Genomic DNA, 11805 nt, shown 5'->3' with positions numbered 1-11805 from the left:
AGTGATAACAGGCAAAGGACGAGCTCTGAAAAAGCCGTTTTGCCTCATTCGTATATTTCCAGTATTATGGAATTATATGAATGAGGAGCAAGATATGGAACTGGCATCTGCGGCAGATAAGCTCGCCGAACTGGGACACACCACCCGCTTAAGTATTTTCCGATATTTAGTGAAAGGGGGCACGCATGGCGTACCCGTTGGCGAAATACAGGCTGCGCTAGATGTGCCGGGTTCTACTTTGTCTCATCATATTAATCGGCTGGTAAAAGTGGGGCTGGTCAAGCAAAGGCGAGAAAGCCGCACACTTTACTGCGTGCCTCAATACGATGCACTGATTGAGCTGATCGGATTCTTGCAAGAAGAGTGTTGTGTCAATCAGTCAGACGATCCCAGCTGCAGCAATACATGTGATACCGCTCAGGGCGAGCCAAGCTAGCCACAACATGCGCCCTGTTGCGCCTTTGGTGCACCAGGAAATCTCAACTGAGACGAGCGAGCGGCCTCTGCATTACCCGCCAGAGATTCGACAATCGAGCGCACCTGCTCATACCCGGTGAGCATTAAGAAGGTCGGGGCACGTCCATAGGATTTCATACCCGCAATGTAAAAGTGCGCATCATCATGAGACAACTCATCAACTCCGTGTGCACGCACTGAACCACAACTATGCAAATTTGGGTCAATCAATGGTGCAAGCCGCATTGGTGCTTCGACAACATGGTCCAAATCCAGCCTTAATTCTCGCAACATCTCCAGGTCAGGCCTGAAGCCGGTCGCAACAATGATGTTGTCGACCTGTATCCCGATATCAGCTCCTCCCGCCAAAGCGCGGATATTCAGCCCATGCCCGGCCCGGACAATTTCTTTGATCTCTAATTGAGAAACCAGCTTTAGTGTATCATTTTCTATGGCCTTTTTGGCCGCCAGCCCGAGCTGCCGGCGCGCAGGCACTTTGTCGTTGATGCCTTTGCCCAGCAGCTTATCGATGTTGTTTTTACGCATGCCCCAGGTCACTTCGGTACCTGGCTCTGCCGCTTGCAGCTCAAGTAAATCCAGTGCGATATTCATTGCCGAGTGGCCGGCACCCACCACCAAGTTGCGTTTTCTTGCAAAATCGCTTCGCTGAGTGCCCAGAATGTCCGGGATACCATAATAAACACTCTGCTGATTGGCCAACTCACCTGGCACAGATAAACCATCAAGCCCCAGCGGGTTTGGACTCGACCAGGTACCGGAAGCATCAATCACAGCATCACTGTGCAGTACCTGGATCCCTAACTCATTTCGACAATGCACAACAAAACGTGCACTGTCACGACCTTGCGTAGTATGCTTACTGACCCCGGCTTTAGACACACCAAAGACCTCGGTTCCATAGCGGATATGCTCCGCCAGTTCAGGTAATTTCGCTGCAGGTTGCAAGTAGTGCTCAACGACTTCCCGACCAGTAGGAGTTACTTTGGCGTCTACGCCAGACCAGCCATGCTCCGCCAGCAGGTTTACCACGGCCTCATCCAGCATATAGGACCAGGGCGTAAACAGGCTAACGTGTCCCCATTGCAACATTGCAGCCCCAGCAGTGTCACCTTTTTCAATTATGGTGGGGCGGATCCCTTTTTCCACCAGTCTTGCAGCCGCAGCCAGGCCGATGGGTCCGGCACCAATAATAATGACTTCTTTGATTGGTTTCATATCAGATTACCTCTAGATTAATCGTATCTAACTCAAGCGGTCGGCTTAGCCTGCCAACCTCTAAAAAACAAATAAACGGCTAAAAAATGAGGGTATATAAGTACCCGGCAGTCATCGCCATCCCGAGTACCACACCCAGAAATGCCAGGATCATCTGCGTTTTGAAAATGGATTTAAGCAGGATAACTTCGGTCAGGCTGGCACCAGCACTGCCAATGATCAGCGCCATGACCGACCCCAGTGCCATACCTTTTTGCACTAAACCGGCACTCAGAGGGATCACTGCAGAAGCTCGGATATACAAGGGAATACCAATGACTGCGGCAAGTGGAATGGCATACCATTTGTTTTCACCGGCATAGTCAACAATGAGCTCTGTGGGCACAAAGCCATATATGAAGGATCCTATGGTGATACCAAGTAGTAAATAGGGCAGGGTAGCGAGGAAGTCTTTCCAGGTTGTTCGCCAAATTCGCAACCAGCGGTTTTCTACCTGTTTTATGTCTCTGTCGGGATTTTTCTTACCACCACATTGACTACTTTCCGGGTTAAGCGGCGTCTCTTTGCTCGTCTGGCCAGCCTTGCAAGCAGACTGACTGACCGCAGCCTGATAGGCTTCATCCCTAACATAACGCTCAAACCCCAATCGCTCCAGCAAGTAGCCCGACACGACCGACGTGATCAGAGCAACCGAAAAATAGAACACCGCCACATCCAGGCCGAATGTCACAATCAATAAGCCAATAACAATGGGGTTCAACAGTGGACTGGAAAATAAGAAAACGGTAACGGGCCCAAACCCGGCCCGTGCCTGCAGTAACCCTTTTAAAAACGGGATCGTTGAGCAGGAACAAAACGGGGTGATTGCTCCCAGCAACGCCGCAATCATGTAGCCCTTACCTTTGCGGGCACTCAGATTTTCCCTCACCTTTTCAGGCGTGATGTACTCCTGCAGCACACCCACCAAATAGCTTACGACTAGAAATAACACGGTTAACTCCAGCGCAAGGAACACAAACATATCGGCCGCTTCTTTAAGCATGACCTGCATTTCTGGTGACATACGTCTCTCCTGATCTAATTTTATATTTCCAGTATTATAGAAATATAAAATTAGATCAATCTATATTTCTATAAATATGGAAATATAGATTGGGAAAGCAGTTCACACATCATCCAAAAAGTGCATGAAAATCTAACTAATCTATTGAATTAAGAGATAAAGTTTAAAAAGGAAAAATCATTAAACATCCGCATAAAGTCGGGCGCGTCCACCTTACTTGTTAGAGTACGTTGTGCGATAGAGATACAGCTCTACAGCATGGCAACCCATAAAATGGCACAGGGGTTAAACATTGTATCGGTACCAAAACACTCACTTTGCAGCATATTTAACCCCCATAAAAGAGCCCATTCCCATGCCCTGTCAGACAAATGCAAAAATAACAATGAGACCTACTCCCATAATGACATCATATTATTTTCAGTTATATCAGAACTTATAGAGTTACTTTTAACCTAAAACCAATTAATATTTTGTAAACATATAAATTACAAGATATCAAGCCTACAACACGAAAAATCATCAAGGAACGCGCAATGAAAATAATAAATTCTTTAATAATGACTTTGGCGACTATTTTAAGTGCTTTTGCAGCCATTATGTCATGGCAGGCAACACAAGAAGCAAATGAGGTAACCAGTACTATGTACCGTCAACAAGCCGTTAAACAGTTTGAAGAGCCATTCTTTTCTTTATGGAAAACCGCTTCTCATCTGGCTCACCAAGGCAAGCAAGGTGACATTGTAGAAGCTAAGGCAAACCTGACACCAATCATCAGTGAACTTCGTCAAAGGGCATGGATGTTTGAAACCATACATTGTGCTCACAGTGTGGAGCAGGCAGGGTCACTGCATAGCCTTGTTAGTCAACTCATGACGGAATTACATAACTATCAAGATAGTTCCAATGAAGGAACCGTTCAAAGAAAATTCAACTGGCAAACAGGCGCAAATAATACGATTGAGAATGAGCCCACAGGACCAGGAACTCTTTATAAGATCGGAGAAAAGATTACCTTTTACGCCGACTACAATGGCCGTTGCTAAGTTTATCCGCTCTGAGCCAATAATGTTGGGAGGTAAAGATGCGGACCTCCCAGGCTTTCCATCATGTTATATAAATAATGATTATCTTAGCTCCTGCGCTTTTAACCAGTTCATAAATGTTTGTAAGCGAGCGATCCGGGCAGAGTTGGGATCGTAAACCAGATAGCGTTTCACCGGGTTAGGGTGAGGAAGTTGGAACGGAACAACAAGTTCACCGTTATCGAGCTGACGGCGAAACAGATACGATACAGCCAGGGTAACACCATGGCCGTTGGCCACAGCGCTGAGTGCCATATCCGTGCTATTAACATAGGTCCAGTGCGGGTGATCCACATAGTCTGCTACCTGTTGCGCCTCAAACCAGCTTGGCCAGTCATACGCACCGGGCTGCTCCAGCGATACCAACCAGGTAGCCAGCAGATCAGCCGGGGTATTGAGCGGTAAAGACGATGCCAGCTGCGCAGAGCATACGGGTAACACAGGTGAAGTGCCAAAGTACTCACAGGCCAGCGTGGTTGGGGTGTGCTTTTCGACCTGTGTGCCGAAACGGATCGCCAGATCAATGCGAGCGTGTCGCAAGTCTTCAAAACTCGCGGAAGAGTGCAGGCGAATGCGGATCTGTGGATACAAACTGGCGAACTCCTGCAATCTGGGCATCAGCCACAAGGTATTAAATGCCTGCGTAGAACTAATGCTGAGCTCTCCCGCCAATTCTTCCTGACGCAGGCTATTAATGCCATGACCGATCATAGTTAAAGCTGGCCCGGTATGCTCTGCCAACGTACACCCGGCCTGAGTCAACTGCATTTGGCGGCCGACTCGTACAAATAACCGTTGCCCCAGCTGCTGCTCCAGCATCCGCATTTGCTGACTGACTGCGGCCTGTGAAATACATAGCTCGGCGGCGGCCAGACTATAACTCTGATGTCTTGCCGCACACTCAAATGTCACCAGCAAATTGATATTTTTGAACACGATAGGGGCACTTCCGAATTCCAGGACAGACAGTATTATAAGCTGAGCTTATAGTACAAGTCGATTTTTATCGTTGGTCTTTAAAGCTGGGTAGCCGCACTATAGTGACCACAAAACAGTGATAATATCAGCGAGATAATATGCAAGCATTCAAACAATTACATCAACAAACAAGCCCATTTTTACTGGCCAATGTCTGGGACGCCGCCAGTGCTAAAGCAGCACAAGAAGCAGGATATCAGGCGCTGGGGACTTCCAGCGCAGCCGTTGCCAGCGTACTGGGCTACGAAGATGGCGAACAAATGTCTTTCGACGAACTACTTTTCATGGTCACTCGGATCAGCCGTGCCATCGACTTACCTTTAAGTGTTGATATCGAGGCCGGTTACAGCCGTGATCCACAAATAATAGCAACTCACATTCAGCAACTTGCGCAACTGGGTGTGGTCGGAGTTAATCTCGAAGACAGCCAGGTAACTACAGCCCGCACCTTAATCGATGCCGATGAATTCGCGGCGCGGTTAAAGGCCGTACGTCATGAGTTGGCCGCCCAGCAGACCGACATATTTATTAATGTTCGCTGCGATGCCTTCTTACTGGGTCTCGACAACGCGCGCGAGGAAGCCTTGCATCGGGCATCTAAATATCAGCAAGCGGGGGCCGATGGTTTGTTCTTACCCTGTATTACCCAACAAGCAGATATTCAGGCCATCACAGAGACTTGCCAATTGCCCCTGAATATCATGGCAATGCCAGATTTGGCCGATTTTGACACGCTTGGTGCACTCAAGGTGAAACGGATCAGTATGGGCAATTTTGCCTTTGAAGGAATGTACACCCACCTAAACCAGCAACTTCAAGAGATCCGCTCACAGGGCAACTGTGCGCCCTTATTCGGCTGATCGAACAAACTTCACGCACGGTGGCCAGTGCTGCGCCCAGGTATGGGTTGGTGTTTCTTGCTGTGCCTCCAAAGCGGTAACCAGGAAATCCAGAAATACCCGTACTCTGGCAGGCAAATAGGCACGTTTTGGATAAATCGCAAACACCCCGCTGTCTGGCATAGGTGCTCTGAACGCGGGGTAAAGCGATACCAAAGCCCCGCTTTTGAGTCCCGCTTTAGCGAGAAAGTGCGGCAACTGAGCGAACCCGAAGCCATCAGCACACAATTGGGCCATGGCTTCACCATCATCCGTAATATGCGTGCGGTGTAGCTCACAGAGTTGATAAACACCGCCTGCATCTGGCAAAAAAATCGGTTGCAGCTGCTGTGTTTCTTTTATCTTAAAGCCTATCCAGGCATGTTCGTTGAATTCGTCAAGACTAACAGGCGTACCGTGCTGCTTAAGATAGTCCGGTGACGCACAGACCACAAAATCCATCGGGCTCAGACAACGCGCAACCAGACGGCTGTCTTTGACAAAGCCGGTGCGCAATGCCACATCAATGTCCTGCTCGATAATATCCACATGCATATCATCAAGGGATAGTTCCAGTGTGATCTCCGGGTAACGCTGGCAAAACGCTTTAAGCAAAGGGCGTAGATACAAATGACCATAACACACCGCAGAATTGACGCGTAACCGCCCTCTGGGGGCATCATTGAGCTGCCTGAGTTCGTCTTCACAGCTGGACAGTGCCTGAATGCTCGAACGCACGGTTTGTGCATAGTGACGCCCGGCCGCCGTTATCTTCAGTTGCCGGGTAGAGCGCTGGAATAAAGTCACCCCGAGCTCAGCCTCCAGCCGGCTCACGGCTTTACTGATGGTGGAGGGGTCAGTATTGCAAACGCGTGCCGCAGCCGCAAAACTCTGCTCTTCACAGGTTGCCAGAAACAAGGTCAGCGATCTCAGTTTATCCATAAAAGTCAGTCCTGTGATTTGGGTAAACACCTTAGATATTGGCACTATATCAGCAATTATTCATGAATAGTATTCACGACTAAATAGCCAGAACTGTGGTTTTTCAACCTCTCGCAGCCACTTAAAGTATCCGCAAAGATACTCAGGAGGCGACAGACTATGTTAAATCGTACTGCAAACAGTGCAGCAAACTCATGGGTCAGTTATTTTTGCCTGGCATTCGTTGCCATGGCCGGGCTGGCCTACCTTAACTTTTTACCTGCAGTCGTGGATGCGCTGGCAGGCGGCATTGGTTTTTCCCCACAGCAAGCCGGCACACTGGTAGCCAGCAACGGCTACGGTGCATTACTGGGCAGTATCTGCGCCATCTTTGTGGTTCGCCATATTGCCTGGAAGCAAGCTTTACTCATTACCTTCCTCGCACTGTGTGCAATGGAATTCTGTACAGTGGCATGGAGCACTTACCCTGATTTGTTGGTCTGGCGCTTTATCGCTGGTGTACTGGGCGGGTTTAGTGTGGGTGTGTCATTTGCCATACTGGCGCGTTTAAATAATCCCGACAGAGCATTCGGCGCATTACTGTTGATTCAGTTTAGCATCGGCTCAATGATTATCTATGCTATACCACACCTTGAAACCTTGCTGGGTAACTACGCGGTGTTTTACACCATGGCGGGTTTGGTGTGCCTGGCCCTGTTACTGTTGCCCTTGTTACCCGCATTACCAGCCGCAAATCATCCCAAACAGCAGACACAACGCTTGCAGCTATCAGCCAAGCGCAGCCAGTTACTACTGGCGATGCTGCTCTATCTGATTGCCGCTAGTGGGATCTGGGCCTATGCTGGCCAAATAGGGCTGGCGGCAGGGATGTCGCAGCAACAGACCAGCCAGACAATTGCAATGACGGGCTTGCTGGGGCTAGGTGGCGCGCTGTTACCCATACTCAATCCAAACAGGGCTCACCGCGCAGTGTGCTTAAGTGGCGGTATTTCACTTTCAGCCATAGCTGCCTTATTGCTTTGCTTTGCACACTTCGACTTGATCTACATGCTTGCACTGGCACTGCTGTTTTTTGCCTGGCCAGCGGTACACGCCTATTTGCTAGCAGTAACGGCTGAGCTGGACAGCTCAGGTCAACTCGCTTCCTTATCAGCGGTGGTATCCAGTGTCGGGATGGCATCCGGGCCGCTCCTCGGTTCCGCATTACTCAGCAACGATGTCTTCACCACAATGTTGAGCACCTTTGCTGCCTTACTTGCTCTCTGTCTGGTATTACTACTCGGGCCACTAAAAACCCCCAGGCAGGCGCAATCTCAACTAATCACAACGCCTGAACAAGATTACCAAACCACAAGGGGTATCCGATGATCAAATACATACTGAACAAAATGCTCATTTCAATGCAGAAAAAGTACGACTACGATGTCACCTATATGCAGGATGTGCTGTCTGCGGATCTGAGCGCTTTTTTTAAATATCTGAAATTTCAGTCTATGGCAGATTATCGTGGCGGTTTACCTGCCGCCCCCTTGTATGCAGCCAAATTACGCGCCATTTTGTGGGACGACTGTGGTCCCTGCACTCAGCTGCTGGTCAATATGGCACTGGAAGCCGGCGTGCCTGCCTCTCAGGTCAGTGCAATTATCAACAAGGACCTTGCAGCACTGCCAGATGAACTAACGCAAATCGTGGAGTTTACCGACCTGGTCCTGGCCCACAATCCCTGTGCCGATGATATTCGTCCACATATCCGTTCAAAGTGGGGAGATAAGGGACTTATCGCCATTGCCTTTAGCATCAGCTCATGTCGTGTCTACCCGGCACTTAAATATACTCTGGGGCATGGCAAAGCGTGCAGCCGTGTCGTCGTGAACGAGCAAACACTGACTCCAACAGATAAAAACAATGCAGTCACAGGGTAATGTTATGAGCGGGAAAATCACCACATCCATTGCTGTCTTGCTGGGGCTGGCGGCGCTGGCAAATGGCGTGTTTATGCTCTTCTACCCGCAGCAGTGGTATTGGAGTGTGCCCGGTGTGCCTGATCGGGGCTTTTATAATCAGCATTTTATTCGCGATATCGGTATGTTGTATATGCTGATTGGCGGGGCATTTAGCTACGGCGCTTTTTATACTCGCTACCGTTTTCAGATATGGCTGTTTCCTACCTTGTGGTTAAGCTGTCATGCGTTATTTCACTTTTGGGAAGTGCTGGTCGGGATCTGCGGGCCCATTTTTCTGCTCATTGATTTTGCGGGCGTCACCTTGCCCGCCTTGCTGGGACTGTGGCTGTGCTGGCAGGTAAAAAAGGAGCAAATTGATGCATAGCAAGTACGCAGTCCTATCGACGCTGTTTATCGGCTTAGGCTTGGGTATGCTGCTCCCGGTCGCCCAACCAGCTCAATCTGTCGTCACGCAGCCAGTCATGCAAAAAACAGAGAGACACTTGAGCGCCTTTGAGTTGCACAGTGTACAAGGCACGTTTGATCAGCACGCACTACTTGGGCAATGGACAATCGTCATGTTCGGGTTCACACACTGTCCGGATATTTGCCCAACGGCACTTTCCCGGCTAGCAGCTCTGGAAACACACTTAACAACACGCTCCACCGAAGGAACATTTGCGTATGTGTTTGTATCCGTCGACCCGAAGCGAGACTCAACACCTACGCTCAATAAATATGTACGCTATTTTAGTCACTCCTTTATGGGGGTTACGGGTCACCGAGAACAACTGAAATTACTGGCTCGCAGTCTCGGGGCGCAATTTCAGGTTACCGCAAAGCCGGACAATTACCAGGTTGCCCATTCCACCATGCTTTATTTAATTGGTCCAGAGGGCAAACTGCGCGGACGTTTTAATATAGATACTGATCTGACTGAACTCGCTCAGCAACTTAACAGCTTCATAAACCAGTAGGAAGTTAACTTTATTGATTATCAACGAGGGCTTGAGAGGACTATTTACATCAAGTGATTACCAATGAGGATGTCTGCGTGTAAAGGGGCTTTACAAAAAAGTACGGCAAAGAAAAAGGCAACCTGTGGTTGCCTTTTCACGCGATTAATTCGCTTTTTTGATCGCTTTTTTCAGCTTTTTGATTTTCGCTTCATGTTTTGCGATTTTACCAGTACGTTTCTGTACTTCTTTCTTTAGCTTTTTAACATCAACTTTCTTAGCCATCCTGATCTCCTTTGACCGGTTTCTCTTGCTCTGGCTTGTGTTTTTTCACAAACCGCTTAATAAACTTTCTAATTTCGCGGGAAGAAGACGTGTCCAGCTCATTGCACAAGGCAACAAACTCATCTCTTTGCGCTTTATTAATACGCACAATCAATTGTGCATCTTTGTTGTTCGCCATGTTTTGCTTCCTGCAAGAGGGCATCTCAAAAGCCCCTATGTATATACAACGTATATACATTTTAAACACCTGTCAACTCTAGACTGTTTTTTTGTTCAGCCCCCTGAGCTGACCCCCCTCCAACTAAAGGCCAGATAGGTCCTATCTATGTCTATAATTCGTCTCTTTTCCTGCCCCTAATGCCCCTACACTAATCTCAACAAACACACTCAATATACAAACGGAAAACAACTTATGAATAAAGCACTACTCGTTATCGACACTCAGGATTCCTTCTATCACACCCCTTACTGGTCTGTGCGTGATATCCCCGACTTTCAACATAATTTGACCCAGCTGATTGGGGCATTCCAGCGCAACCAGTGGAAAGTAGTCAAAATTCTTCATAGTCGGGAAGATGTTGCAGACAGCCCCTTCAACCCGGCGTCGGGATTTGTCAAACCTATGGCATTTTTGGATACTCAGTTTGATAAAACTTTTTATAAATCGGTACATAATGCCTTTACCGATACGGGATTGGCTACATGGCTGAAGCGCGCTAAGATAGACTGCGTCGTAATTTCAGGTATTCGAACAGAACAGTGCTGCGAAACAACGGCACGTATAGCCAGCGATCTGGGATTTGACGTTGAATTTGTGACTGACGCCACGTTAACCTTTGATATGCAACATCAACCCAGTGGAAAACAGTTTAGTGCACAAGCCATAAAGACCCGGACAGAGCTGGTACTGGCAGAGCGGTTTGCAACCGTTCATCGAACACGCGACTACCTGGCATAAAACCACCGGGAAAAACACACATGACCATGCCAACACCCAGACAATTTTATTTTGTACTGCTCAATGACACCTTACCCCTTGATCTGGCAGGACCGTTACAAGTGTTGCTTGAGGCACAGCGCGCAGGACAGGCCATCGACATACATTATGTCAGTGCCGAAGACACGCAAATTATGGATGGTGGCCTGAGATTGCATCAACTCAAGCCCTTACCTGCTAAGCTGGATGCAACCGACGTGGTCATATTACCGGGCTGCAATGACGCCTTTGCAACCTATAACAATCCGGCTGGTTTACGCACCCAGCAATGGCTAAAGGCACAGGCCAGATATGACCCATATATCTTATCCATCTGCTCAGGGGCAGTACTGGCAGCCAAAGCCGGATTAATGGAAAATAAAGCCTGCACCACACACTTTGCGCTCATTGAGCGCTTTCGCAGCACATTTAGAGCCAGTAAAGTTGCTGACAATCGTATTTTTGTCCAGGATGGTAAGCTATTCAGTAGTGCAGGCATCAGTTCCGGTATCGATATGACACTACACTTTGTCTCAGTGTTATTCGGTGAACACATTGCAGCCCGGGTTGCCAAAGAGATGCTGGTGTACTTTCGTCGCAATGGACAAGATCCTCAGCTTAGCCCCTGGCTTTGTCATCGCAACCATATGCACCGAGCCTTGCATCAGGTGCAAGATTTAGTGTGCAATCAGGTAGATAATCCGCACAGCCTGCAAACTCTGGCAAATGCGGCCAATCTGTCAGTTCGCCAGCTGAGCAGGTTGTTCAAGCAAAATCTCGGGATCACGCCTGGCGAATATGTGAGTGCTATTAAAGTTGCTCATGCCAAAACGCTCCTGTCGAGGAGTAATATCCAAATAGAGGCCATCGCTGATGCCTGTGGCTACAGCAGTGCTCGTCATTTTCGTCGTATCTGGAACCAGTTTGAAACGCTATCTCCCTCGCAATACCGCCAGGCCCATCAACAGTGAGCGATACGCTTGCGTTTCTCTAGCTTTACCTTGTAT

Annotated in this window: 14 protein-coding genes; 9 read left to right on the top strand and 5 right to left on the bottom strand. The window is 48.5% G+C overall.

The genetic code is table 11. The annotated features are described in order from the left end of the window. Positions 1-76: 76 nt before the first annotated feature. Positions 77-436 (top strand): metalloregulator ArsR/SmtB family transcription factor, encoded by a 360-nt coding sequence (locus MHN31_RS07120; protein WP_343224677.1) that lies wholly within the window; start codon positions 77-79, stop codon positions 434-436. Here MHN31_RS07120 and MHN31_RS07115 read toward each other — a convergent pair. Together MHN31_RS07115 and MHN31_RS07110 are read right to left on the bottom strand one after the other, a co-directional pair. Next, on the bottom strand, positions 433-1692 hold the full coding sequence (locus MHN31_RS07115; RefSeq protein ID WP_125560357.1) for an FAD-dependent oxidoreductase: 1260 nt from the start codon (positions 1690-1692) through the stop codon (positions 433-435). The genes MHN31_RS07120 and MHN31_RS07115 overlap by 4 nt on opposite strands. A gap of 79 nt (positions 1693-1771) precedes the next feature. Continuing rightward, on the bottom strand, positions 1772-2755 hold the full coding sequence (locus tag MHN31_RS07110) for a permease (RefSeq protein WP_239443885.1): 984 nt from the start codon (positions 2753-2755) through the stop codon (positions 1772-1774). Positions 2756-3291: 536 nt separating this feature from the next. Here MHN31_RS07110 and MHN31_RS07105 point away from each other — a divergent pair. Then, positions 3292-3801: a hypothetical protein gene (locus MHN31_RS07105; protein ID WP_239443884.1), complete on the top strand. Its 510-nt coding sequence runs from the start codon at positions 3292-3294 to the stop codon at positions 3799-3801. Between the two features lie 81 nt (positions 3802-3882). Here the strand turns inward: MHN31_RS07105 and MHN31_RS07100 are convergent, their stop codons facing one another. Then, positions 3883-4776, bottom strand: coding sequence for a LysR substrate-binding domain-containing protein (locus MHN31_RS07100; protein WP_239443883.1), 894 nt, complete (start codon positions 4774-4776; stop codon positions 3883-3885). Positions 4777-4916: 140 nt separating this feature from the next. Between MHN31_RS07100 and MHN31_RS07095 the strand changes: the two genes are divergently transcribed. After that, positions 4917-5678, top strand: coding sequence for an isocitrate lyase/phosphoenolpyruvate mutase family protein (locus tag MHN31_RS07095; RefSeq protein WP_239443882.1), 762 nt, complete (start codon positions 4917-4919; stop codon positions 5676-5678). Here the strand turns inward: MHN31_RS07095 and MHN31_RS07090 are convergent. Then, on the bottom strand, positions 5667-6638 hold the full coding sequence (locus MHN31_RS07090) for a LysR family transcriptional regulator (RefSeq protein ID WP_125560347.1): 972 nt from the start codon (positions 6636-6638) through the stop codon (positions 5667-5669). The two genes, MHN31_RS07095 and MHN31_RS07090, sit on opposite strands and share 12 nt — an antisense overlap. 159 nt (positions 6639-6797) lie before the next feature. Here MHN31_RS07090 and MHN31_RS07085 point away from each other — a divergent pair, with 159 nt between their 5' ends. Genes MHN31_RS07085 through MHN31_RS07070 form a run of 4 tightly spaced genes read left to right on the top strand, consistent with a single transcriptional unit; the run spans position 6798 to position 9558 of the window. After that, positions 6798-8006 (top strand): MFS transporter, encoded by a 1209-nt coding sequence (locus MHN31_RS07085; protein ID WP_239443881.1) that lies wholly within the window; start codon positions 6798-6800, stop codon positions 8004-8006. Further along, positions 8003-8560, top strand: coding sequence for a hypothetical protein (locus MHN31_RS07080; protein ID WP_125560343.1), 558 nt, complete (start codon positions 8003-8005; stop codon positions 8558-8560). The genes MHN31_RS07085 and MHN31_RS07080 overlap by 4 nt, the downstream gene beginning before the upstream one ends. A 4-nt stretch (positions 8561-8564) precedes the next feature. Further along, complete coding sequence (locus tag MHN31_RS07075; RefSeq protein WP_125560341.1) at positions 8565-8966, top strand: hypothetical protein; 402 nt, start codon at positions 8565-8567, stop codon at positions 8964-8966. Continuing rightward, positions 8959-9558, top strand: coding sequence for an SCO family protein (locus tag MHN31_RS07070; RefSeq protein ID WP_125560339.1), 600 nt, complete (start codon positions 8959-8961; stop codon positions 9556-9558). The genes MHN31_RS07075 and MHN31_RS07070 overlap by 8 nt, the downstream gene beginning before the upstream one ends. Before the next feature lie 256 nt (positions 9559-9814). Here the strand turns inward: MHN31_RS07070 and MHN31_RS07065 are convergent, their stop codons facing one another. Beyond that, positions 9815-10000, bottom strand: a complete 186-nt coding sequence (locus tag MHN31_RS07065) for a hypothetical protein (protein WP_010384442.1) — start codon at positions 9998-10000, stop codon at positions 9815-9817. Between the two features lie 234 nt (positions 10001-10234). On the opposite strand from MHN31_RS07065, the gene MHN31_RS07060 reads away from it, so the two are divergent. Both MHN31_RS07060 and MHN31_RS07055 read left to right on the top strand, forming a co-directional pair. Then, positions 10235-10780 (top strand): isochorismatase family protein, encoded by a 546-nt coding sequence (locus MHN31_RS07060; protein WP_239443880.1) that lies wholly within the window; start codon positions 10235-10237, stop codon positions 10778-10780. A 20-nt stretch (positions 10781-10800) separates the two neighbouring features. Continuing rightward, positions 10801-11769 carry a helix-turn-helix domain-containing protein gene (locus MHN31_RS07055; protein WP_239443879.1) on the top strand — a complete coding sequence of 323 codons (969 nt, stop codon included), beginning with the start codon at positions 10801-10803 and terminating at the stop codon, positions 11767-11769. The last annotated feature ends 36 nt before the right edge of the window (positions 11770-11805 follow it).

It is taken from the genome of Pseudoalteromonas sp. McH1-42, from assembly GCF_022347845.1.
GTDB lineage: Bacteria > Pseudomonadota > Gammaproteobacteria > Enterobacterales > Alteromonadaceae > Pseudoalteromonas > Pseudoalteromonas rubra_D.
The sequence above is the reverse complement of the archived record's forward strand: the minus strand, read 5'-3'. Positions and strand labels throughout refer to the sequence as shown.

Coding starts and splice junctions, on each gene's coding strand:
- MHN31_RS07065 (WP_010384442.1), bottom strand. CDS start 10,000: ATGGCGAACAACAAAGATGCACAATTGATTGTGCGTATTAATAAAGCG.
- MHN31_RS07120 (WP_343224677.1), top strand. CDS start 77: ATGAATGAGGAGCAAGATATGGAACTGGCATCTGCGGCAGATAAGCTC.
- MHN31_RS07090 (WP_125560347.1), bottom strand. CDS start 6,638: ATGGATAAACTGAGATCGCTGACCTTGTTTCTGGCAACCTGTGAAGAG.
- MHN31_RS07080 (WP_125560343.1), top strand. CDS start 8,003: ATGATCAAATACATACTGAACAAAATGCTCATTTCAATGCAGAAAAAG.
- MHN31_RS07060 (WP_239443880.1), top strand. CDS start 10,235: ATGAATAAAGCACTACTCGTTATCGACACTCAGGATTCCTTCTATCAC.
- MHN31_RS07055 (WP_239443879.1), top strand. CDS start 10,801: ATGACCATGCCAACACCCAGACAATTTTATTTTGTACTGCTCAATGAC.
- MHN31_RS07085 (WP_239443881.1), top strand. CDS start 6,798: ATGTTAAATCGTACTGCAAACAGTGCAGCAAACTCATGGGTCAGTTAT.
- MHN31_RS07110 (WP_239443885.1), bottom strand. CDS start 2,755: ATGTCACCAGAAATGCAGGTCATGCTTAAAGAAGCGGCCGATATGTTT.
- MHN31_RS07115 (WP_125560357.1), bottom strand. CDS start 1,692: ATGAAACCAATCAAAGAAGTCATTATTATTGGTGCCGGACCCATCGGC.
- MHN31_RS07070 (WP_125560339.1), top strand. CDS start 8,959: ATGCATAGCAAGTACGCAGTCCTATCGACGCTGTTTATCGGCTTAGGC.
- MHN31_RS07105 (WP_239443884.1), top strand. CDS start 3,292: ATGAAAATAATAAATTCTTTAATAATGACTTTGGCGACTATTTTAAGT.
- MHN31_RS07075 (WP_125560341.1), top strand. CDS start 8,565: ATGAGCGGGAAAATCACCACATCCATTGCTGTCTTGCTGGGGCTGGCG.
- MHN31_RS07095 (WP_239443882.1), top strand. CDS start 4,917: ATGCAAGCATTCAAACAATTACATCAACAAACAAGCCCATTTTTACTG.